Source organism: Acinetobacter sp. 1124_18A, assembly GCF_052824995.1.
The window spans coordinates 224496-247467 of record NZ_VTDF01000001.1; the positions used below are offsets into that span (position 1 = coordinate 224496).

The 22972-nt window shown below is 36.9% G+C and carries 25 protein-coding genes; 13 read left to right on the plus strand and 12 right to left on the minus strand.

Annotated elements, in window-relative coordinates:
- Nucleotides 1-46: 46 nt before the first annotated feature.
- Nucleotides 47-835 carry an rRNA large subunit pseudouridine synthase E gene (locus tag FY048_RS01045; protein WP_016137415.1) on the minus strand — a complete coding sequence of 263 codons (789 nt, stop codon included), beginning with the start codon at nt 833-835 and terminating at the stop codon, nt 47-49.
- A gap of 196 nt (nt 836-1031) precedes the next feature.
- On the opposite strand from FY048_RS01045, the gene icd reads away from it, so the two are divergent.
- The gene (gene icd / locus FY048_RS01050) at nt 1032-2288 is read left to right on the plus strand and encodes an NADP-dependent isocitrate dehydrogenase (RefSeq protein WP_446089812.1); all 1257 of its coding nucleotides are present in this window, start codon (nt 1032-1034) and stop codon (nt 2286-2288) included.
- 47 nt (nt 2289-2335) lie between these two features.
- On the opposite strand, the gene FY048_RS01055 is transcribed toward icd, so the two are convergent.
- From FY048_RS01055 to FY048_RS01085, 7 genes are all read right to left on the minus strand, one after another.
- Nucleotides 2336-3028 (minus strand): hypothetical protein, encoded by a 693-nt coding sequence (locus FY048_RS01055; RefSeq protein WP_446089813.1) that lies wholly within the window; start codon nt 3026-3028, stop codon nt 2336-2338.
- A 140-nt stretch (nt 3029-3168) separates the two neighbouring features.
- Nucleotides 3169-3855: a hypothetical protein gene (locus FY048_RS01060; protein ID WP_446089814.1), complete on the minus strand. Its 687-nt coding sequence runs from the start codon at nt 3853-3855 to the stop codon at nt 3169-3171.
- A gap of 135 nt (nt 3856-3990) precedes the next feature.
- Nucleotides 3991-4680: a hypothetical protein gene (locus FY048_RS01065; RefSeq protein WP_446089815.1), complete on the minus strand. Its 690-nt coding sequence runs from the start codon at nt 4678-4680 to the stop codon at nt 3991-3993.
- Between the two features lie 14 nt (nt 4681-4694).
- Nucleotides 4695-5333 carry a Tox-REase-5 domain-containing protein gene (locus FY048_RS01070; protein ID WP_446089816.1) on the minus strand — a complete coding sequence of 213 codons (639 nt, stop codon included), beginning with the start codon at nt 5331-5333 and terminating at the stop codon, nt 4695-4697.
- Nucleotides 5334-5335: 2 nt separating this feature from the next.
- Nucleotides 5336-5680, minus strand: coding sequence for a hypothetical protein (locus tag FY048_RS01075; RefSeq protein WP_446089817.1), 345 nt, complete (start codon nt 5678-5680; stop codon nt 5336-5338).
- Entirely contained in the window at nt 5673-6170 is a 498-nt protein-coding gene (locus FY048_RS01080; RefSeq protein ID WP_446089818.1) for a DUF4123 domain-containing protein, read from the minus strand. The genes FY048_RS01075 and FY048_RS01080 overlap by 8 nt, the downstream gene beginning before the upstream one ends.
- Nucleotides 6167-6367, minus strand: a complete 201-nt coding sequence (locus tag FY048_RS01085) for a hypothetical protein (protein ID WP_446090289.1) — start codon at nt 6365-6367, stop codon at nt 6167-6169. Before FY048_RS01085 ends, FY048_RS01080 begins: the two co-directional genes overlap by 4 nt.
- Before the next feature lie 90 nt (nt 6368-6457).
- On the opposite strand from FY048_RS01085, the gene FY048_RS01090 reads away from it, so the two are divergent.
- Nucleotides 6458-7105 (plus strand): hypothetical protein, encoded by a 648-nt coding sequence (locus FY048_RS01090; RefSeq protein ID WP_446089819.1) that lies wholly within the window; start codon nt 6458-6460, stop codon nt 7103-7105.
- A 594-nt stretch (nt 7106-7699) separates the two neighbouring features.
- Nucleotides 7700-8284: a TetR/AcrR family transcriptional regulator gene (locus tag FY048_RS01095; RefSeq protein WP_446090275.1), complete on the plus strand. Its 585-nt coding sequence runs from the start codon at nt 7700-7702 to the stop codon at nt 8282-8284.
- Nucleotides 8285-8313: 29 nt separating this feature from the next.
- On the opposite strand, the gene FY048_RS01100 is transcribed toward FY048_RS01095, so the two are convergent.
- Together FY048_RS01100 and FY048_RS01105 are read right to left on the minus strand one after the other, a co-directional pair.
- On the minus strand, nt 8314-8439 hold the full coding sequence (locus tag FY048_RS01100; protein ID WP_446089820.1) for a hypothetical protein: 126 nt from the start codon (nt 8437-8439) through the stop codon (nt 8314-8316).
- A complete protein-coding gene (locus tag FY048_RS01105; protein ID WP_446089821.1) occupies nt 8436-9614 on the minus strand; it encodes a YbfB/YjiJ family MFS transporter in 1179 nt (392 codons plus the stop codon). The genes FY048_RS01100 and FY048_RS01105 overlap by 4 nt, the downstream gene beginning before the upstream one ends.
- Before the next feature lie 96 nt (nt 9615-9710).
- On the opposite strand from FY048_RS01105, the gene FY048_RS01110 reads away from it, so the two are divergent.
- From FY048_RS01110 to FY048_RS01125, 4 genes are all read left to right on the plus strand, one after another.
- Nucleotides 9711-10592, plus strand: coding sequence for a LysR family transcriptional regulator (locus FY048_RS01110; RefSeq protein WP_446089822.1), 882 nt, complete (start codon nt 9711-9713; stop codon nt 10590-10592).
- Nucleotides 10593-10800: 208 nt separating this feature from the next.
- Nucleotides 10801-12192, plus strand: coding sequence for an L-cystine transporter (locus FY048_RS01115; RefSeq protein WP_446089823.1), 1392 nt, complete (start codon nt 10801-10803; stop codon nt 12190-12192).
- Nucleotides 12193-12340: 148 nt separating this feature from the next.
- Complete coding sequence (locus FY048_RS01120; protein WP_446089824.1) at nt 12341-13156, plus strand: PhzF family phenazine biosynthesis protein; 816 nt, start codon at nt 12341-12343, stop codon at nt 13154-13156.
- Between the two features lie 122 nt (nt 13157-13278).
- A complete protein-coding gene (locus FY048_RS01125; protein WP_446089825.1) occupies nt 13279-16041 on the plus strand; it encodes a M16 family metallopeptidase in 2763 nt (920 codons plus the stop codon).
- 61 nt (nt 16042-16102) lie between these two features.
- Here FY048_RS01125 and FY048_RS01130 read toward each other — a convergent pair whose 3' ends face one another.
- Complete coding sequence (locus tag FY048_RS01130) at nt 16103-16486, minus strand: DUF3144 domain-containing protein (RefSeq protein ID WP_336167333.1); 384 nt, start codon at nt 16484-16486, stop codon at nt 16103-16105.
- Between the two features lie 103 nt (nt 16487-16589).
- On the opposite strand from FY048_RS01130, the gene FY048_RS01135 reads away from it, so the two are divergent.
- A complete protein-coding gene (locus tag FY048_RS01135; protein WP_016137423.1) occupies nt 16590-17222 on the plus strand; it encodes a hypothetical protein in 633 nt (210 codons plus the stop codon).
- 34 nt (nt 17223-17256) lie between these two features.
- Here FY048_RS01135 and FY048_RS01140 read toward each other — a convergent pair whose 3' ends face one another.
- The gene (locus FY048_RS01140; protein ID WP_446089826.1) at nt 17257-18720 is read right to left on the minus strand and encodes a CYTH and CHAD domain-containing protein; all 1464 of its coding nucleotides are present in this window, start codon (nt 18718-18720) and stop codon (nt 17257-17259) included.
- Between the two features lie 165 nt (nt 18721-18885).
- Between FY048_RS01140 and FY048_RS01145 the strand changes: the two genes are divergently transcribed.
- The 5 genes from FY048_RS01145 (at nt 18886) to FY048_RS01165 (ending at nt 22873) form a co-directional block, all read left to right on the plus strand.
- Complete coding sequence (locus FY048_RS01145) at nt 18886-19269, plus strand: DUF962 domain-containing protein (protein WP_111854442.1); 384 nt, start codon at nt 18886-18888, stop codon at nt 19267-19269.
- 115 nt (nt 19270-19384) lie between these two features.
- Entirely contained in the window at nt 19385-19996 is a 612-nt protein-coding gene (thiE, locus tag FY048_RS01150; RefSeq protein WP_446089827.1) for a thiamine phosphate synthase, read from the plus strand.
- Between the two features lie 42 nt (nt 19997-20038).
- On the plus strand, nt 20039-21337 hold the full coding sequence (gene hemL, locus FY048_RS01155) for a glutamate-1-semialdehyde 2,1-aminomutase (RefSeq protein ID WP_446089828.1): 1299 nt from the start codon (nt 20039-20041) through the stop codon (nt 21335-21337).
- Nucleotides 21338-21397: 60 nt separating this feature from the next.
- Complete coding sequence (locus tag FY048_RS01160; protein ID WP_446089829.1) at nt 21398-22102, plus strand: acyl carrier protein; 705 nt, start codon at nt 21398-21400, stop codon at nt 22100-22102.
- 132 nt (nt 22103-22234) lie between these two features.
- Entirely contained in the window at nt 22235-22873 is a 639-nt protein-coding gene (locus tag FY048_RS01165) for an RluA family pseudouridine synthase (protein ID WP_446089830.1), read from the plus strand.
- Nucleotides 22874-22972: the final 99 nt, after the last annotated feature.

Sequence of the window (22972 nt, forward strand, 5' to 3'; positions counted from 1 at the left end):
AGTCGTAAAAAAAAGCCCACCTAGGTGAGCTTTGAAAATTTACATCTTATCGATCATTGCGACCACGACCACGTGGTGCTTTAGCACTTGGACGAGTTGTACCATTCGTTTTACGACGTGGTTTTTCACCTTCATCCATCTGCCAGATACGTTTTGTACCAGACTTCTTCGTAGAACCGTCTTTATTCTTACGAACCATTGGTTTACCGCCAGTACCACCTGGTTTTTTCACGTATGAACGTGAACGATAAGGTTCTTCAGCAGGCACATCTTTAAAGTCAGGGTAAAGCAAAGGCTCAATTTCTTTAACATCCCCAGGTTTTAAGCCGAGTTGAACTAAATCAATTGAACCAATTTTAGTACGAATTAAACGTAAAGTTGGAAAACCTACCGCAGAAGTCATACGACGAACTTGACGGTTACGGCCTTCGCAAATTGAAATTTCAATCCAAGATGTTGGAATATTTGCACGAAAACGTACAGGTGGGTTACGTTCCCATAACCATTCTGGTTCACTTACTTTAATGGCGGTTGCAGGAAGCGTCATACCATCATTTAGTTCTACACCTTTACGAAGCTGCTCGAGCGCTTCTTCAGTGACATCACCATCAACTTGAACTAAATACGTTTTGTATTTTTTATTCGCAGGGTTGGTAATGAACTGATTTAGACCACCATGATCGGTTAAAAAAACTAAACCCTCAGAGTCCATATCAAGACGGCCTGCCAAACGCAAAGTCGGGTCATCAACAAAGTCAGAGACGGTCATATGCGCTTCGTCTTTACGAAACTGGGAGAGAACGTCATAAGGCTTGTTGAGAATGACAATTTTCATAAAAAATGGCTTCTTCTTTCAAATAACTAGAGAAAACATTGAGGTTTATTTAAGTGAGAAATTTTATTATTTCTCATATAAATCCCAAAAATGATTAAATTCAATTAAGCTATTATGCGTTAAGAAGAGTTGAAAGTATTGTGTATCGATAATTATTTTTAGTTAATTAAGTATTATAAAAGGGAGAATTCACACAATGGGTTATCAGAAGATTGTGGTTCCTGCAGATGGCGACAAAATTAAAGTAAATGCAGACCTGTCACTGAACGTACCAAATCATCCAATTATTCCTTTTATTGAGGGTGATGGTATTGGTGTAGATATTACTCCAACCATGAAAGCAGTCGTAGATGCTGCAATTTTAAAAGCTTATGGTGGTAAGCGTTCGATCGAATGGATGGAAGTGTATTGCGGCGAAAAAGCCAATAAAATTTACGGCAGCTACATGCCAGAAGAAACTTTTGAAGTACTTCGCGAGTTCGTTGTATCCATTAAAGGTCCGTTAACCACACCAGTCGGTGGTGGTATTCGTTCACTCAACGTTGCCTTACGCCAAGAATTAGATTTATATGTTTGCGTACGTCCAGTACGTTGGTTTGAAGGCGTTCCTTCACCAGTTCAGCACCCAGAATTAACAGATATGGTGATTTTCCGTGAGAACTCGGAAGATATTTATGCAGGCATTGAATGGAAGGCCGATTCTGAAGAAGCTAAAAAAGTGATTAGGTTTCTTCAAGAAGAAATGGGTGTCACAAAAATCCGTTTCCCAGAAGGCTGTGGTATTGGAATTAAACCAGTTTCGAAAGAAGGTTCACAGCGTTTAGTCCGTAAAGCCATTCAATTTGCAATTGAAAATGACAAGCCTTCGGTAACCCTTGTTCACAAGGGCAATATCATGAAATACACCGAAGGGGCATTTAAAGAGTGGGGCTATGAATTGGCTCTAGATCGTTTTGGTGGGGAACTAATTGATGGTGGTCCGTGGGTTCAAATTAAAAATCCTAGAACTGGTAAAGACATCATTATTAAAGATGTGATTGCCGATGCGTTTTTACAGCAAATTTTAATGCGTCCAGCAGATTACTCCGTTATTGCTACTCTAAATTTAAATGGTGATTATATTTCTGATGCTTTGGCAGCAGAAGTAGGTGGCATTGGTATTGCACCTGGTGCAAATATTGGTGGTGCAATTGCAGTTTATGAAGCGACTCATGGCACTGCGCCTAAATATGCAGGTCAGGATAAAGTAAACCCGGGTTCTATTATTCTTTCTGCGGAAATGATGCTACGTGATATGGGCTGGATAGAAGCTGCTGACCTGATCATTAAAGGAATTGCTGGAGCGATTGCAGCTAAAACCGTAACTTACGATTTTGAACGCCTAATGCCGGGTGCAACCTTGTTACGTTGCTCTGAATTTGGTGAGGCGATTATTAAGCACATGGGAGAGTAATCTTCTATAAAAAAGCCCTCTTTAAGAGGGCTTAATGTTTTTATGAATTATTCATCAAAAAAGCCTTCTGGCAATTCTGCTTCAGGAATAACGCCTAACTCAACGAGTGCAATCGAATTCTCTTGAACTATTTTCTTCAATTCGTCTGTTTCATCCGCCCATTTTTCATCAAACACAAGAATGGTACCAGTGTTGTATTGGTTCTCTACTTCAACCTTTTTATAAAGATGCGGTAAGTAATCTTCTGCAATCTTAACAGGCACGTAGCAAACCGCAGTCGTCTCAAGCCTATGTGGAAATACGTTTATATCACCAGAGAAATAAGTATTTAGGTAAATATAATCATAATGAGCATATTTTAGTAAAACCTGAAATAATTGAATAACTTGATCAGTATTGAAAACCTTTTTAAATATCATCATCAAGCCAAACGAATCATATCTTAAGCTTACAAATTGACTGCTATCTTCTAACCCATTCCATAGTGAAAAACTTTCAAAATTATCTAGATTTCTAAGATTAAAAAGATACTTATGAGCTTTTTCTGAGGGAAAAGGATAGTCTAGGGGAGCCTCAGTAGTATCCTCATCAGCGTTGTTTACATACCAGTTAGCAAAAACTGGGTCAATTACCGAAATTTCTTTAATCATCAGCTTTAAAGTTTCTAATTGAGCCGTAATTTCATTTTCAGTTGATCCAAGTCTTTTTGAAATGTGAGTGCTAAGAAAAAAATCTCTCATTTTTAAATCCTATTTTTATAAAGGCATAAAATTGTTGTGGGGAGTGAAACTCGCTCATCTCATTTAGGTAATTCTTTATTATTATTTTTCTATAAAAACAGGGGTACGTTTTGTACCCCAGCTATCACTATATTTATAGATTACTCATTAAAAAAACCGTCTGGCAATCCAGCTTCAGGAATAACGCCCAGCTCAATAAGTGCAATCGAATTCTCTTGAACTACTTTCTTTAATTCCTCTGTTTCATCTGCCCAATTTTCATCAAATACCAATATAGTGCCTTGATTCAAATTATTCTCAACTTCAACTTTTTGATAAAGATGAGGTAGATAGTTATCTTCAATTTTTACAGGTACATAACAAATAGAAGTGATTTCACGTCGATGAGGGAATACGTTTATATCACTAAAGAAATCAGTATTGAGATATACATATTCAAACTTAAAACATTCAAGAAGAGCATTAAATAACTTAATTACTTGCTCGGTTTCAAAGACCTTTTTGAAGGTCATTAATATGCCAACTCTATCGAAACGAAAACTAGCAAATTGGCTACTTTCTACCTGTGCATTCCATAACAAGATACTGTCATTAATGTTCTTTTGCTTTTTTTGTAAAAGATAGTTTTTTGCACTGTCTGAAGGGAAAGGGTAGTCTAAAGGTGGTTTTGAACTGGTTGCATTATTAATGTACCAAGTCTTAAAAATAGGATCTATTTCTGAAATTTTGTTTATAAACTGCGCCGTACTTTCAATTTGTGCAGTAATTTCACTTTCGGATGAACCTAAAATTTTAGGAATGCGGGTACTTAAAAAAAACTCTGTCATGTTGAAGTCCAATTCTTATAAAGGCATAAAAATTGTTGTGATGAGGATATTGGTTCATCCAACTAGTATTTTTTGCTTTTATTTCTCTATAAAAACAGGGGTACGTTTTGTACCCCATATATTTATATCTATTGTTTATTCAAAAAAAGAATCAGGGATCATAGCTTCAGGAATTGCACCCAGCTCTATTAAAGCAATAGAATTTTCTTGCACTTTGTTCTTTAAGTCCTCAGTTTCAGATGCCCAGTTTTCATCAAAAACAAGAATAGTTCCCTTGTTGTATTCATTATCTATATCTACTTTTTTATAAAGGTGGGGGAGATAGTCAGCGGCAATATTTGAAGAAACATAGCAAATTGATGTCGTAGGTAAACGATGTTCAAACACATTAATATCTTTAAAAAATTTATAATTTACATATAAATAATCAATTTTTAGATACTTTAAAAGCACTTCAAAAATTTGAACAATTTGATCAGCAGATAGGACTTTTTGAAATTTCAGGAGTAGACCAAGGTTACTCAAATCTATACTGGCATAATCAATATTTTCTTCAGAGCCATTCCATAATGAGAAGCTTTCAAATTGGTCAGAACTTTTTTTATCAAAAAGATATTTAAACCCTTGGTCTGAAGGGAACGTATATTCTAAAGGCGCTTCAGGCGCCGTCTCATCATAGTTATTGACATACCAGTTAGCAAAAATAGGATCAATGACAGTTATTTCTCTAACAATTTTGTCTAGCATTTTTAATTGGGAATCAATTTCCGAAGATGAATTACCAAGCGCTTTGGGTATACGTGTACTAACGAAAAACTTTTTCATTTTAATTTCCTGTTTTACATAGGCATAAAAATTGTATGAACCGAATTAAAAAGGAGGTCATCTACATAATCTTTGGTTTCTTTTTCATAAAAATACCATTGTAACTTAGCCCCCTTGAGCGTCAAAACAACGGCCGTTTGGCTCTTAGCTTCTTTAACCATAAGCTTAAAAACATTATCTGTAATGAACTCTTTCATTTTAGGGTCCAAAAATTGGGTATATCTTCCTTTTGCTTCAACTAAGATACATTCCATAGGCCATAAACCATCAAATGAAACCCCTCCAACTACCCATTCTTGGACTTTTGTAGTTGGCTTTTTATTCCCAGGTTTTAAAAAAGGTTCGGACACTTTAAACGTTAAAGGATGGCTGGATAAGTTGGCAATTTTGAACTGATATTGTGTATTAATTTCATTACCCATTGAGCGTTCAATTTCATGTTTATTACCTCTCTGGTAAGGTTCGCATTTATTACAACGCTGTTGTTTTTTTATGTCTGTGCTTACTTCTTTAGCTAAAACAATCGTAGCCATACCTTTAGCGGCTTCTGTCGCTATTACTCTACCACCTTGAACCCCAATTACCTCACCCGCAGCAGGGGCAGCAGCACGACCACCCAGCGCGGCAGCACCTCTTAAAATCAATGGCCACATACTTAATTTCCCTTCAATTCATAAAATTCTAATGTCGATAAAAGGTCTTTACCACGGACGTTTGAGCCTTTAATAAAACTTTGAATACTGGGATCCTGAAGAACATCTTTTTTCATTATCGTATTCCATACGATTAACTGAGAAATGACTTCATTGTCAGTCAATAAAAGAGATACTAATAAATCAAAAGTTTTGTATATTTCGGGTTTTAACTGATCATAATTAACTTGATAGGCTTTAAAAGAAGCCTTTTTCTCAACTAGGTGTTGATAGATTTTTTCACAAAGTTCTTCTCTATCTTTTACTTTTTCCAAACTATCTATTTGATTTTTATTTAACTTAATCATTGTATTTCAACTCAAAACTTAATTCGTTGAGCATAAAAGATATGGACTCAAAACCTTCGAGTAATTGCTTTTTTTGGTCACTGGTGAAGATGAGAGAAAGCCGGTTTAAAACACGGGGATCATAATATCTAAGAATGCCAATACCGCCGTCATCGAGTTCAATATAGAGCTTTTCGAGAAGCTTATTTTTCAATTGCTTAATGTCTAGTTTGCTCTTAATCAAAATCATTGAATCCTTGGATTTCATGAGCTTAATTTGGCTTTCTACTTGTTTTAGGTTTAACTGACTTAAATCAAACAATATAGGCCCATATTGAAAGGCTTCTTCTTCATAAGTGCCTTTAAATAAGTAAAAGCAATCGCCGTACGTATCTTCTATATTTGATATATGGCCGTGGTCGATCTGTGCACCGTCCACCAGTAAAAATAATTGACCATCTTTATGATTATTCGCAATAAAACTTTCTAAATTTTGATTCTTAAAACTCATCTTCTTACAATCCCTGCACCTTCTTTTGCTGCTTTCATAAGACATTCAACACAAATAGGTTGGGGAAGGGCAATCTGAGGCATTTGTACTTGAACACCTGGCTTAAAAAGGTGCTGACCTGCTTTAACTTCAAACTTGGAAGGAGTTATAACGGTAATACCGTTTTTATTGATAATAATCTGGGAACCACCAGCCATGATTTACCTATTTATTTTACTAAAAAGATTTAAAATTAACTTATAATGAAAATAATTATATTATCTAATTGTATTTTATTTTACTAAATTATGACTTTTATTGTTGCAATTCAATTAAACGATAGCATTATCGTAGCTTCTGATAATAAGAAAATTACACTTAACCACGAAGGTTATTTAAATATATCTACAGAAAATATTTCAAAAATATTTCCTTGGAAAAATGGAATAATCACAGGTACTGGTGAGTATTATGTCATTGGCCGCACTGTCAGTATTTTCAATAATTTAGATGGTCTATTACCTCAATACCTACCTGATTGTTTAGATATTTCGAGAAGATTAAGAGAGTGTGAGATTGGTAAAGATTATTTCCAAGTTGCTAACACTAAACTTATGTATTCAACATATACCGAGACAGGTGCACAGCTTTATCGTGTTGAAGCTTTTAATCCTGATGATAAATATCAAGTCACGGCGGCTGAACCCATGGATGTAACAATATGGTTATTTAATCCATCTATAGAAACGATTGCTGTTAATTTACAAGAATTATATGAAGATTTAAAAGATAGATCATTTTTTAAAAATAATAATGAATGGATTAATTATTATATCGAACAACTTACACCAATTTTTAAAAAGCAAAGTCAGCAGGATTGGTTAATGAGTCAAAGCTTTGATATATTTTTTCAAACGAAAAATGGTTTTATTTATGACCAAATACCAAACATATAGATTGTTAAGTATTTATTTACTGTCAAATTTTTTTTACATTTAAAATGTATAGTTTATTGACAGTCGTTTAACCAAATATTATTCTTGCAATCCTGACACACATTGTCAGGCAGTCTTGACGGTCTGCTTATTAAGTCCCGCATCAGAGCTTTCTTCATCTGAGGAATTGTTTTGTGTGGTGTGCCACCCGTTCCCTCCCGTAGCGGTAGGACGGGAGAGGGACACCTTCGGGTGTGCTAGTTTGACTTAATACTAGTCCGTCAACCTTCTTCCGTTCTGCCACCATAATTTATATCTTGGCGGAATCCAGTTGTGAGTATTGGAGGTTGTCATGTTCTTAAATTTTTCTTTCTTGGTCGTCTTGACTAAAATACCTATTCCTCTGCACATTTATTATTTTCTTTAAAGTTTTAATCTTTTATAGGTTTTAATTTTTTAGAAGAATACGTTTAAAAATTATATTTAGTATTTATATTCGAGATATGTTTGATAATATAATTTTGAAGGTGTTTTGTGCGCCTTTATTTTACACGCTGTATATATTTTAAAAATTATATCTTGAACTTTAAAATAACAATGATTGGAATAATAATGATGCTTGATTTAAAAGTGGGTGGGAAGGCTAGAAAACTGCTTGAGACCTCTAGTTGTTTGTTTAGTCAATATGGTTTTTCTAATGTTGGTGTAGACACTATAGTTAGAGAATCAAAAATAGCTAAAATGACTTTATATCAATATTTTGAATCTAAAGAAAAATTGGTTGAAATATGTTTGGTGTTACATAAAAATCAATTAATGGAGAGAATAGAGTTTATTATAAATCAGACAGGTAATTTAAGTATTTTTGATAAACTTAAGGAAATTTTTTATTTACATGTCGATTTTGAAGGTCTATATCTTTTAATTTTTAAAGCAATTGTGGAGATTAAATCAGCCTATCCAGTTGCTTATGAGGTTGTGAAGAAATATAGGACTTGGCTTGTAAATACGATTTATCAACTCATGTCTGAACATAAAAAAACGGTGACTCATCAAGATGCTCATTTGTTTTTATTTATTATTGATGGTGCGATGACTCAGTTGTTAAGTCCTAATCATATTGATGATAGAGAGAGTTTGTTTGATTATTATTTGTTGACAGTCTTTGCACTCTATAATAAAAGCTTAAACATTAAATAAACTAAAAAGCCCTCGGTTGAGGGCTTTTTTTATTGCAAAAATTCAGGGTGCTTAGAGGTCTTCGTGATGCCGACTTTCTTTTGATAACTCTGATCTAGGGCCTGAATAAAAAGAACAAAGGCAATTAAAAATAGCGGGAAGAACAGAGATTTCATGATTCGGTTTCTCCGAGAGTTGAGATATAAGTAGGACGTACAGGAAGTAAAAGGCAAACTGCAAAGAGTAGAACGATTCCACCCAGAAGAAAGAGATGTGCATAAGACCAATGCAAATGATGCAAAGTACTAATGACGACACCACCTAAAAGCTGAGTGCTAGCAAACCCAATCGTGGCCAGACTCCATAGCTTTTGATAACGTTGCTCATAAATTTGTAAGAGGCTATAAGAGCTAATAAACACCGTTGCGGGAGTAAGTAATCCTGTAAGAAGGGAAGATAAAGCGAGTAAAGAAGTGGTCTGGGAAAAGAAAGGTAAAACAACAGCTAGACAGTAAATGGCATATAACCATTTAATGGTGTGTAAATATCCTATTATTCTGCTTAAGCAATAAGCGACAAATGCACCAATGCAGCTTCCTGCACCATAGAGAACCCAAAATAAATTCCTTTGCTCTAATGAAAAATGCAAAGTTCCAGATAAATAATCCATCCAGAATAGAGAGTGAGGAATATAAGCAAAGGCACTGCACATATAGGCAATAATAATGACAAGACCTAAACGTGATTTTTGTGAGGCTTGCAGGTTGGTAGAATGCGGCTTAATCACCTGAGCTGTATTACGACTTAATAATTGATAAAGCAGTACGCTTCCTAATATGGAGATACCCGTAAAAATATCCCAAACATAATGCACAGGTATATTTTTAAGTACAGGGATAATAATGGTGGCAGATAACACACCCACGCCAATCCCGCTAAATCCTAAGAAATTAACTTTCAATCTTTGCGTGGTGGGAATGTATTTCATGGCAAAGCTTGGGGCTAAAATCATAAGTAAGCCGCCAGCAATACCAGAAATGGTGCGCCAGAAAATGAACCACACCAGAGGCATATCCATGAATGAACAGCATAGTAGGCTGAGGCTACCCGCTATAGTCGAAAGTACGATCATGGATGGAATGTACTTTTCTTTAATACTCAATAACGCCAATAAGGCACCGATGAGATAACCCAGCAAATTTGCGCTGCCTAAGTAACTGGCAAAATCATGGGTCCAGTGGTACTGCTCGATCATGATGGGCATGAGCGCGGTATAGGAAAATCTAAAAACACCAATTCCCAAACAAGTTGCCAAAAAGACAAGTAAGCTCATTCGATAAAACGTAGACATGAGAAGACGCTCAATTTTTTTATTATTAAAAGCGAGTTTTATAATCTTTAAAAATGATTTAATATGATATTAGTTATCTTGTTTTGAGATAGTGGTATGTTGCTTAAGTCTCTAGAGTTTTTTTTAGCGGTTGCAGAGAGTGGAAGTTTTTCATTGGCTGCACAAAAAATGTATACGGTTCAATCGAATATCACGAGCCATATAAAAAAACTTGAAGAAGAGTTAGGGGTGATTTTATTCAATCGTAATAACCCTGTGACTTTAACGAATGCTGGACAACAGCTACATAGTTATGCTGTTCAAATGACTGCATTACATCAGAAAGCCAAGAATGCCTTTCAAGAGGGTGGAATTGATCCTGCTGAAAAAATTCGGCTTGGCAGCATGGAAACAACTGCGGCAATACGTTTGCCACAGTTACTTAATCAATGTATGCAGCAATATCCAAATTTGCCGATTGAGCTCCAAACTCATCCAACGGGATATTTGATTAATGCAGTGCAGCAAGGTGAGCTTGATTGCGCCTTTGTTGCCTCGAAATATGTGATTCCTGGGTTATATAGTTTTCCGGTATGGCAAGAACAATTGGTTTTGGTCTGTTCGAAACAGCAAACCGAGTTTCCTGACATTGCTACGCTTGCAAAGACCAGATTTATTGCATTTCGACAAGGTTGTTCCTATCGACATGCCATAGAACTTTTCTTGAATGACTTTAGTATTCCGCCTTCGCAAATTATGGAAATGGGAAGCCTTGACGGAATCGTGAGTTGTGTAGAGTTGGGTGTTGGTTTTGCTTTATTACCTAAGTCTTATCTGGCAAAAGTTGCAGATAAAGTGTCAGTCAATTGTTTTGACTTAAATACGGAATCAGCTTTTTTTACTACATATTTAGTTGCTCAGTTACCTGAAACATGGGGCAGTAATTTAAAGCAATTTATTTGTTTTATTGAGCAACAATTTGAATTAAAGGTTGCTTAAGTAGAGGCTGATTTTTATACATAAATATCTCACTTAATTTATAAATTAAAAGTGATATATATGTATTTAAAAGTCATTTTATATTCTCACGCAAGTTTGTAATCATCTTGATGCTATAAAATTGTTGAAAAGGGTAGTTTATATAGGCCGGCTATGGTCAAATATGCCCCCTTAAAAGATGACACAAGCAATAATTTGGAGTTTGGGAATGAATATACCCTTAATCATCAATATTGTGGTTTTTGTCGGGTTAATATTTTTACTCGCCCAAACACGTAAAACAGACTGGAGCTTGTCGAAAAAAGTTCTGGCTGGCTTAGTTCTAGGTGTAGTGTTTGGTTTAGGACTACATTTGATTTATGGCGGTGGCCATCCGATTCTTGCTGAATCTATTAGCTGGTTTAATATCGTTGGAAACGGCTATGTAAAACTTTTACAAATGGTCGTTATGCCTTTGGTATTTGTGTCTATTTTGGGAGCGGTTGCAAAATTACACCAAGCCTCATCTTTAGGCAAAATCAGTTTTTATACAATCGGTACTTTACTCTTTACAACGCTAATCGCTGCACTGGTAGGGGTATTTGTTACTAACCTATTTGGCTTAACTGCCAAAGGTTTAGTGCAAGGTGCTGCTGAAACTGCACGGTTAACTGCCATTAATACAGATTATGTAGGCAAAGTTACCGATTTAAGTGTACCGCAATTTATTCTTTCCTTTATTCCAAGTAATCCATTTGCTGAATTAACTGGTGCCAACCCAACTTCAATTATTAGTGTGGTTATTTTTGCGGTCTTTTTAGGGATAGCAGCGCTCAACCTCATGAAAGATGATGTAGAAAAAGGTCAGCGTATTTTAACTGCAATCCAGACTTTACAGTCTTGGGTCATGAAGTTAGTTCGTTTAGTGATGACGCTTACACCTTATGGTGTTTTTGCGCTTATGACTAAAGTGGTGGCAAGTTCGAATGTCGCAGATATCTTAAACCTAGGCGGTTTCTTGGTGGCATCTTATGTAGGTTTAGCCATCATGTTTGTCGTGCATGCCATTATTTTGACTCTGACAGGTGTTTCACCAGTTAAGTTTTTCAAAAAAGTTGCTCCTGTTCTGACTTTCGCATTTACCAGCCGTTCAAGCGCTGCCAGTATTCCACTGAGCATTGAAGCACAAACTCGCCGTTTGGGAATTCCTGAATCTATTGCCAGTTTCTCTGCTTCTTTCGGTGCGACCATTGGTCAAAATGGTTGTGCGGGTTTATATCCAGCAATGTTGGCCGTGATGGTTGCGCCAACTATGGGAATTAACACGCTAGACCCAATGTGGATTGCATCGTTAGTGGGTATTGTGACTTTAAGTTCAATTGGGGTTGCAGGAGTAGGTGGTGGTGCGACTTTCGCTGCGCTGATTGTTCTTCCAGCTATGGGCTTACCTGTGACTTTGGTTGCACTTCTTATTTCAATCGAACCACTCATTGATATGGGGCGTACTGCGTTAAACGTAAATGGTTCAATGACTGCGGGTGTAGTTACCAGCCAATTTATGGGTCAGACCGATAAAGAAATATTAAACAGTGAAGATGAAGTTGAACTAACTCATCACTAATAAGCTGTAAGAGACGACCCAATCTAATTAGGTTGGGTCGTTTTTTTATGGGTAAATGATGGCTGTGATGCTAATTTAAAAAAAACTGTATCTGTTTTTCTTTTAAATAATTTTCGAAAATAAACCTATTACAAAAGAGAGCACTATCATGAAAATGTATCAAGTCGATGCTTTTACAAAAGAGTTATTTCGTGGCAATCCTGCGGCTGTGATTGTTGAAAAAGAATGGCTAGATGTAGATTTAATGCAAAAGATAGCATTTGAAAATAACCTGTCTGAAACTGCTTTTGTAAAAATTATAGACTCTGAAAACTATGAAATTCGTTGGTTTACGCCAGCGGTTGAAGCAGATTTTTGTGGTCATGCCACCCTTGCTAGTGCTTTTGTATTATTTAAAGATTTTACTGACAAAAAGATTATTAATTTTCATGTACGAAATTTAGGGCTTTTTATCGTTCATCAAGATGATGATGGCAAAATCAGAATGAATTTTCCAATTCGTAAAGCTCAACAAGTTGAAGATTATCCGGCTGTTTTACGTCAAGCATTAACCAAACCATTTAAAGCGGTTTATCAAAACGTTCAAGCCTACATTGTCGAATATGAGTCAGTTCAAGATGTATTAGACGAACAACCTGACATGAATTTGCTCAAAACCCTAGGTAAACGGACTGCAATTACAACTACGGGAATGGAGGTTGCAATAACCTCAAAAGCAGACCAGCAATACGATTGTGTATCGCGTTATTTTGCAGCTGTCGCGGGCATTGATGAAGATCCTGTTACAGGTTCAATTCATACCGCAATAGCGCCGTTATGGGCAGAAAAGCTGGGCAAAAATAATATTTTGGCTTATCAGGCTTCTAGTCGTGGAGGTGTCTTATATTGCAATATTCTCTCTGAAGAGCGTATTGAAATTTCAGGATATGGGAAGCTTTATATGCAAGCTGAAATTTTTCTTTAAAATATAAGGCCGTTTAAATAAACGGCTTTTTTTTCAAATCTTTACTATTAATGTCAGCTTAAATTTCCTACTATAGTGCCACAACTATTGATTTTTTATTATTCAAATTAATTGGTATTTATATGTTTATGCAGTTTAAACAACTGACTCTCTCCCTATGTATTCTTGGTTTAAGTGCTGCGTCTTTTGCACAAACCACACTAGTAAAAAGCAAGCAAAATATTGAGGAATATAAATTAGATAATGGTTTTCGGATTGTACTTGCACCGAATGACAAAGAAAATAAAATCTTTATTAATACCATCTATTTAACAGGGTCATTAAATGACCCTCAAGGTAAAAGCGGTTTAGCTCATTTGCTTGAACACTTGGCTTTTAAGGGGACAAAAAATGTTAAAGGGGAAGAATTCCAGCGTCGTCTAGATCAATATACATTGATGACGAACGCCAGCACCGATTATTACTCGACCAAATATACCAATATCGTTCGTCCCGAAAAGACTGCACTCAATGAAGTGTTATATCTTGAATCGGAACGTATGGATAAGTTAGTTCTACAAGAAAAATTTGTTCCTTCTGAAATTGAAATCGTAAAACGCGAACGTGAAGTCCGTATGGATCAGCCTTTTGCTGTACTGATGGATCAAATGTGGAAGTCAGCTTATGGCAATCAATATTTAGGTCGTTTACCGATTGGCGATTTACCTGAGCTTAAATCGATTAAAATGCCTGAACTAGACCGATTTTATCGTAGTTGGTATGCACCCAATAATGCAGTCATGGTGATTTCAGGTAAGTTTGATAAAACAGATGTTTTAAAAACAGTTGATCAATATTTTAGTCCAATCGCGGCGCGTAATGTTCCGAAGCCTGTACAGATTCCTGTACTAGACTCCACAAAAATAAAAAATCGTCAGTTCGTGGTGAAAAAGGGAAGTGATCTCGCTAAATTCCATATCTATATGAATGGTAAAAATACCAAAATTCAGCCGACACTCGCTTTAGCGCCTTTGTTATATACCATGCAGCCAAGTGGTCACCTATACCAGAACATGGTTGAAACAGGCATTACTACAAATGTTGATGCGAGCACGTGGTTAGACCAAGATTTTAATGTGGTGTTTCTGGGTGCCATTTATGCACCAAGTAATGACCCTAAAAAAGTTGAAAGCTCTTTGCTAGCGGGTATTGAAAAGGGTAAACCTTTTACTGAAGTTGAATTAAATCGTGTTAAGAGTTTAATGAAAACCCAAGGTGATTTAATCACTAAAGATGCCGTAGCACTTGGTTCACGTTTGAGTGATTACACGGTCGCTGGTGGGCAATGGGATCAATATTTTAAAGATTTAGATTCAGTAGAAAACGTTAAGTTAGACCAAGTGAATCAAACTTTAAAACAATTCCTTGTGGCTGAGCATCGTATTGACGGTGATATTTTACCAACACCTGAAGATCAGAAAAAAGCTCAACAGCTAAATGCAAAAGAAGCAGCTAAAACTCTAGATCAGGTAGAAGCAAAGGCAGAGCCTTTAAAAGATCCAAAGGTGTATCAACAAGAAGTCTCGGAGTTTTTAAAAATTTCTAAGCAATATGTTGAAAGTAATGAGAAAAAGATTATCCGTGGAAAGCTGAAAAATGGAATGAAGTACGCTTTATTCCCAGTTGAAACACGTGATGATCGTACTTATGCCACGATTACGATGGACTTTGGAACAGAAAAATCTTTATTTAATAAAGGGACGGTCGTTGATTTAACCTCATACTTATTGCTTCGTGGTTCTGATAAATACAGTTTGCAAGATATTGCTGATAAATCGATTGATGCGGGCGGTGCGGCTTATGCAAGTGCTGACGGCAATGGCATGACCATTAACATTCAGTCTAAATCAGAAAAATTTGATGAGTTTTTCGAGTTTGTTCTTGATGTGATGAAAAATCCGAAATTTGAGCAATCTCAATTTGATTTAATTAAATCGCAAAGTTTATCAAGCCTTGATCGTCCTTATACCGAGCCAGATGTCGTAGCTGGTTTAACACTTTCACGTTTGCTTGAAGAATATCAACCTGGTGATTTACGTTATCACTTTGAACCTGAACTGGCAAAACAGCAATTGAAAAACGCAACTCAAGAGCAAGTGAAAGAGTTGTATGAGCATTTCTTTGCAATGAACCATGCTCAAATTGCCATTACGGGTAAAATTGATGCGAAAAAAATGCAGAAATTACTTAATCAGGAATTTGGTCGTTGGAATGGTAAACAACCTTATCAAAAAATCTTGATTAATCATGTTGATTTCCCAGCACAGCAAGTTCATGTTTTGTCTGAGCAGCGCGAATTTGGTAGCTACCAGAGTGTGCTTTCTATTCCAGTCGGGAAAAACCATCCAGATGCATCTGCATTAATTTTACTTAACTATATTTTAGGTGAGTCTCAAATTTCATCACGTTTGGCTCAAGAGCTTCGTGAGAAAAATGCGCTAGTCTATGGTTTTGGAAGTGGGCTGCAACTTGACCGTGATACGAATGTAGGGGCCTTAAGCATTAGTGCAAATTATACTTCGGGTCGCTCAGCACAAGTGTCTGCATCAATACATAAAGTGTTGAATGACTTGTTGAAAAATGGTGTGACTGAGCAAGAGCTTGCAGCAGCTAAAGCAGATATCATGAAGAAACGCGTTACGGCATTAGAAGATGAACGTAATATTCATGGAATGTTAAATCTACAGCTTGAAACAGATAAAACATTACAAGACCGTGTTCGACATGATCAGAACTTGACTAAACTGACTGTTGCAGACGTAAATGCAGTAATTAAAAAGTATATTAAACCTGAACATTTAGTTGAAGTGATGGCTGATCAATATGGTCAGGCAGCAAAAAAATAAAGTTTTATCGCAAATAAAAAGCCACTAAATTGTGGCTTTTTATTTGGATGTTTAAATCATCTTAATGATCATGTTTATGCGCATGAAAATCTTCATTTTTACGGAAACGTAAATAATTTTCGAACTGTTCACAGTACTCATCAAAATTATCTTCAAGCATCATTTGAAATTGTTGCACAAGATAAGACATAACTTGATCTTTAGCAGCGCGCATTTCCTCGCCATCTTTAAAATTATTTGCTGCTACCCATGTGTTAAAACGGGCACTAGCAAACAACATTGCTGCACTTACTTGACCACGCAGCTCGGCTGGATCTGGTTTTTCACCTTTTGGCGGGCGACAAAAATCATTGGCTTGTTTAATGAATTCATCCGCACGCTCAAAGAAAACGGCATTTAAAGCTTCTTCTTCAGTAACATCTGTTGCATTGATCTTTTGAGACATGACTTATTCCCGCAAAAATAGAGCTGCTTATTATAGGCAAACCCTTGCGGAAACAAAACCTTTCACTTAGTCTGTAAATAGCCTAAGTAAAGGGGAATCTAATATGCAAGATGCAATTGCTATTCAAACTTTAAAAACAGATATTGCTTTATTACGCCAGCATGTTTTCCCACCTCAATATTTAGAGCATGTCGAAGGGTTGCCGATTTATTATGGCTTGCAAGAAGAAGTCGAAAATTATTATCATCAATGGCAAGGTCTAATTGAAAGAGCACAAGAACTTTTTCAGCCATTTATGGAAGATGAATTACCAGATGCCATTCATTTGCCAAGTCATTTAAATTTACCGTTATTCTTTTTTCATGTAGACCGAATTCGGATTAATAAAACACGCGCAAAAGAATCTAAAACTTTCCGTGGTGTGGCGAGTCTTATTGAAAAATGCGGGCAGTTCGAAACTGATCAGATTTTTACGATGCAAGAATGGTTGCAGAGTGACGATACCGCGGCTTTAGTTGCTCACCGTGAGTTCATCGACTTAAGGACTTATGTATTCCAGCACGGGCAAAGTGAATATACCCGTTCACGGTTTTATACCAATGGTATTGTGTTAGGGGTTGAACCGCATTTTAAATTGGTCGATGCCCGTGATAAGCCAAGAAAGCAACGTAGTGATAGCTATAACGACCCGTTAGCAGATAACGGCGTGTGGAAAGTATTTGGTAAGTACAGATAAAAGTCGCTGCACGTTTACAGCGACTTTTTATAAATTACCAGAAAGTTTCAGCATCACTAAAAGTTTGTAAAGCTTTTGCTGAGCGCTTTTGTAGGTGAGGTTGTTTGGCTTTTACCCAGCCTAATGCAAACCAGAAAGATGAGTCATTTTCGACAACCTTATTGAAAATACCTTCCGCAATAAATAAGTCATTATATTGACCTAAGGTGTTTTGTACAGGTTGTAGCTGTTTTAAATATTGCTGTACTTTTTTGTCAGGATAAAGGCTTGAAATAAACTCAACACAATAACGTAACTGCTTAGCTATCTTTCGTATTTTGTGCTGTTCAGTAACTTCAAGCTCAGTGAAATGTTCAGCATTGCTAATCACTTTATGATGTAGCTTATCTAAACTCTTTTTAATATGTTTTTTTAACCCAGCTGTTTTGTTCTTTGAATCTTCTTCTGAATACGCAAATGCTAATAAATCGAGTAATAGCTTAATCGTATCCGCAGAGGTAAAGAGTGTAGAGAGTTCTTTTGAAGGCTGCGCTGAAACGGGTAGTAAAAGTTCTGGTGACCCATGTTGTTGAATGATTGGTAACACTTCTGTACGAATAGCATCTTCATCACGAGTGTCTCCAAGCTTACGGAAAAGCTCGGCAATTTGTTCTTCCCAAACAGGATTTAGCTCGCTAGACCAACTAGAGAAATGTTTTAGTGCACTACGTAAACGACGTAAACTTACACGTGCCTGATGAATATGCTCAGCTTCGGCAACTCCATCGGCAATTGCAGCCATATTTGGTAAAAATTGTCCTAAACAGTTTTCGATAATTTTTTTGAGGGCTTGTTCGGCAGTAGTATCTTTATTTAACGTGAGAGCTTTGGCATGAACAGCGGGTGAGACTGCTTGTCCTAGTGCTAATAAATTACCACGCTCGGCTTTGCTTCTTACATCGAGCCATAATTCATAACGATCAATCCATTGATGTGCAAACTGAATTAGTGTTTTAACTGCACCTTGTTTAAGCTCAAATTCGACTTCACAAATTACACTTTGTGCATCCGCTGTTTTTACGACACCATCATCTAAGCAAACTTCAATAGCCGTATTATCTGCTTCAAACACGTGATAGGTACGCTGTACATCAGTCTCAAACTGCAAACTTAATTTTTCAGCTTGTGTTCCTAAAGCAGCATTAATTAAATCAGTTACAACTTTATTATCTTGATATAACTCTAGGTTTAAGTCAGGTTCTTGGTCACACGCACCTAAATGAATTTCTTCTTCCACACGGTGTAGATGGCTTTGACCTGCGGCTTTAAATGTTTGTACCCATTGATCATCTTCTTTACGTAAACGTAAGGCCATGCCATTTTTTGCGAGTAATCGATCTGGGGTGTCGTAATACTTTGCCTGTAAGTGAATATTTTTTGCTTTATGTTTTTTTAAGTATTGCTGAACAGTTTTTTTCTTCGATTCAGGTAACTGAAACTTTAGTTCGACTTCGACCATAATATATCTCCCTGAATCAGGTATTTAAACTATCTTGAATAAGTATAATAGCTTAGTACTAAAAGTAATGGTTTTGATAGAGAAAGTTACAATCAAACATATGACGCTTGGCTTTTATTTGGGTGTACAATCAGGTGACGTTTTGATCAAATAAAAATCAGGAAGATGATCGTGAATGCACCAGTAAACTTTAGCCATGAAGCTCAGCCAGAGTTTGAATTGCCAATTAAAAACTATCAGGAATTTTATCGTTTTTATTTAACTGAACACCGCAACATCATGAGCAGACGCTTACATGTGGTGGGTAGCAGTATTGGCATATACTTTTTTTCAAAAGCAATTCGTAAGAAACAAGCCAAATATGTGCTCTATGGTTTGGTAGCGGGTTACGCAAATGCATGGGTTGGACATTTTGTGTTTGAAAAAAATAAGCCTGCTAGTTTTAAACAACCTTTCTATAGCTTTATTTCTGATTGGCGAATGTTGTCTGATGTTGCACGTGGTCGTTTAAGTTTGACTGATCGCAAGCATGACAAAATACCAAGTTAATTTTACTTTCTAATCTAAATATACCGATTGGTACTGGTAAGCCTAGATCAATCGGTACTTATGATGTCCTATAAATCCGTTATACTAGCCAAGTTTTTTAAAGCAAGAGTAGAGTATGCGCGGTTTATACCTCATTACCAATGATGACCCAATCCAATTATTATTAGAAAAACTAGATGCCGCGCTCGCAACTCGTCAGGTCGCAATTTTACAATACCGCCGTAAGAAAGTAGAAAAAGCCGACCAACCCGCAGAAGTTGAACAGATCAAACTTTTATGTGAAAAATATCAGGTTCCTTTTGTCATTAATGACGACTTAAAACTGGCTGCTCAGTTTAGTTTAGGTGTGCATTTAGGGCAAAGTGATGGTGAAATTACCGATGCAAAATCACAGTTACCACAAAATGTGATTATCGGTCGTACTTGCCTGAACTCATTAGAGCTTGCACAAAAAGCAATTGCAGATGGCGCGACTTATATTGCATTTGGTGCAGTCTATGCGACCTCTACAAAACCGGAAGCAGGTAATGTGGGTATCGAAGTGATTAAGCAAGCAGCAGCCAAATATGATGTACCAATTTGTGCGATTGGTGGTTTAACTGTTGAAAACTCAAAACCTGTGATTGAGGCTGGGGCTGACCTCTGTGCAGTCATTAGTGATATATTAGGCCGATCAACTGCTGAAATTCCTGCCCGTGTACAGGCCTGGGCACAATTATTTTCTTAAGCTTTCAAAATTATTTTTTAGATATTTAAGACGAGCATTTCCATGAGTTTATCTCCAAAGCAAGAACAGTTATTTAAACAAGCCAGCAAACACATTCCAGGTGGTGTGAACTCTCCGGTACGTGCCTTTAATGGCGTTGGAGGAACACCTGTTTTCATCGAGAAAGCAAAAGGTGCTTATTTATGGGACGTAGATGGTAAGCGTTATGTTGACTATGTTGGTTCTTGGGGACCAATGATTTTGGGTCATGCTCATCCAGAAATTATTAAAGCAGTACAAACAGCCGCAGAAGATGGTTTAAGTTTTGGTGCGCCAACCGTACACGAAACAACATTGGCAGATATTATCTGTGAAATCATGCCATCAATTGAAATGGTACGTATGACGAACTCTGGTACAGAAGCAACCATGACTGCTATTCGTTTAGCGCGTGGTTACACTGGCCGTGACAAAATTGTGAAGTTTGAAGGTTGCTACCATGGTCACTCAGACTCACTTTTAGTAAAAGCAGGTTCAGGCTTACTTACTTTAGGTGAGGGTGAACCGACTTCAAAAGGTGTTCCTGTTGATTTCGCTAAACATACATTAACGCTGCCTTATAACGATATTGCAGCATTAAAAGAATGTTTTGCTAAATTTGGTCATGAAATTGCTGGTGTCATTATTGAGCCTGTCGCAGGTAACATGAACATGGTGAAACCAATTGACGGTTTCCTACAAGCCATTCGTGATGTATGTGATGAATATAAATCTGTATTTATTATTGATGAAGTGATGACGGGTTTCCGTGTTGCTTTAGGCGGCGCTCAATCGGTTTATAACGTTAAGCCAGACTTAACGACTTTAGGTAAAATTATTGGTGCAGGCTTACCCGTTGGTGCATTTGGCGGTAAACGTGAAATCATGGAATGTATCGCTCCTTTAGGTGGTGTATACCAAGCAGGTACATTATCTGGAAATCCACTCGCTATGCGTGCGGGTATCGAGATGTTCAAACATTTACGTCAACCAGACTTTTACAGCAATTTATCTGCTCAACTTGAAAAGTTACTTGCGGGTTTACAAGCCGCAGCTGATGAAGCGGGTATTTCATTTAAAACTCAGCAAGCTGGCGCAATGTTTGGTCTTTACTTTACCGATCAAGAAGACATTACAAGCTTTGACTCTATGTTGGCGTGTGATATTGAAGCTTTCAAAAAGTTCTTCCATGGCATGTTAAAGCGTGGGGTAAACTTGGCACCTTCAGCATTTGAAGCAGGCTTTATTTCATCTGCTCACTCTGATGAAGATATCGAATATACGATTCAGGCTGCCAAAGAAACTTTTGCTGAAATGAAATAAGCAAAAAAGCCCGTGTTAAACGGGCTTTTTAATTTGAGCTATTTTTATTTGTAGAGAACAATGTTTTATCCTTTACCTCGAAAAATCCAATTAGCAGCAAATACTTCAAATTGGTCAATTGAGTCTACACAAAGTATTTTGCTCATGGTTGGGCTAAATGAACTTGAAAATGCACCAGACTGGGCGCACCAGCCATTAGCCGATCATTTAGAATTGCTAAGTAAAAGAGCACAGGCACTCGAAATTCCAGTTATTTTTATTGATGCATCTCAGCTTCAACAAACCATGTTACAGCTAGGTCAACGGCTGTCGTCAAATGCTAAAGCCCAAGTAATGATGGCAGGCAATTTGTCACCTCTTTTTAAACAGGTCATGCAGCTTGTTTTATCTATTACCGATTATGTAGCTATTGTAAATGATGCGATCTTGGCGGCTAATCTAGAGCAGCACATCCAATGGGTTGAAAAGATCAGTTTTGACCATATAAAACACTTAAATACGCAGAGCTTAATGCGCTTATGGTCTTTAAGTGCGCCGTCTGAATATATCTTGTCAGATAAAGGAATTTTATTGGCAATTGCTGAACAGGTAGGGCGACACCCCATGGAGATTCACCCTGAAATTGATTTAAGAAACTATGGATTAGATCAGTCTGCCGTAAATTATCTGGTTGACCTGTGGCGTGCGAACGGTGCCACCCTAAGTGCTGAAGAGCTGATCCAAATACCGACATTGCAGCATATTATGCAGTTATTGAAGCCTTGACCGACTATAGAGCCGAAGTGCTCCATAATATTTGCAAATTATGCTGTTAATTTACCCGAACGGCATTGTAATTCGGACGTAAGCTTTTTATTATTGCCCGCTTGTTTTTCATCTTACCTTGGGAATAGAACTTTGAGTGATTTTCTAAGTGAACATCTGATCTATCGTGATGATGATTTTATGGTGATTCATAAACCTTCGGACATCTTGAGTGTTCCTGGTAAAGGTGATTTACATGATAGCGTTTTGACAAGGTTGGTTGCGATTGAACCTAAAACTTTGCTCATTCATCGTCTAGATCGAGACACTTCAGGTATTTTGGTATTTGGTTTATCTAAACGTGGTCAAAGTGCGATTGCGCGTCAATTTCAAGATCGACAGACTTCAAAAATATATGAAGCACTTGTCGCAGGTCATTTAGAGGATGAGGGGACTGTAGATATTCCTGTTATCTATGATCCAAGCCGACCACCTTTACATATTGTTGACGCTTCTCACAACAAACCTGCTTTAACACATTGGCAGGCAATAGAACATTTTCAGATTCAGGGGCAACCTGTAACTCGTGTGAAATTAACACCAATTACAGGTCGATCCCATCAACTCCGTGTACACATGCAATATCTTGGGCATCCAATTGTAGGTGACACGCTGTATGCAACACCAGAGCAGCAACTTGTGCCGCGTTTGTGTTTGCATGCCAAACAGTTAAGTTTTAATCATCCTGTCACAGCAGAAACATTAACTTTTGACTGTCCTGTACCGTTTTAATGTAAAAAATTTAATGCGTGATTTTTTGTAGCAAAGTCATTTAATTGGTTTTTGCTTCAAAATTTTGCTTTAAAGACTACATAAAAAGATGCAAAAATA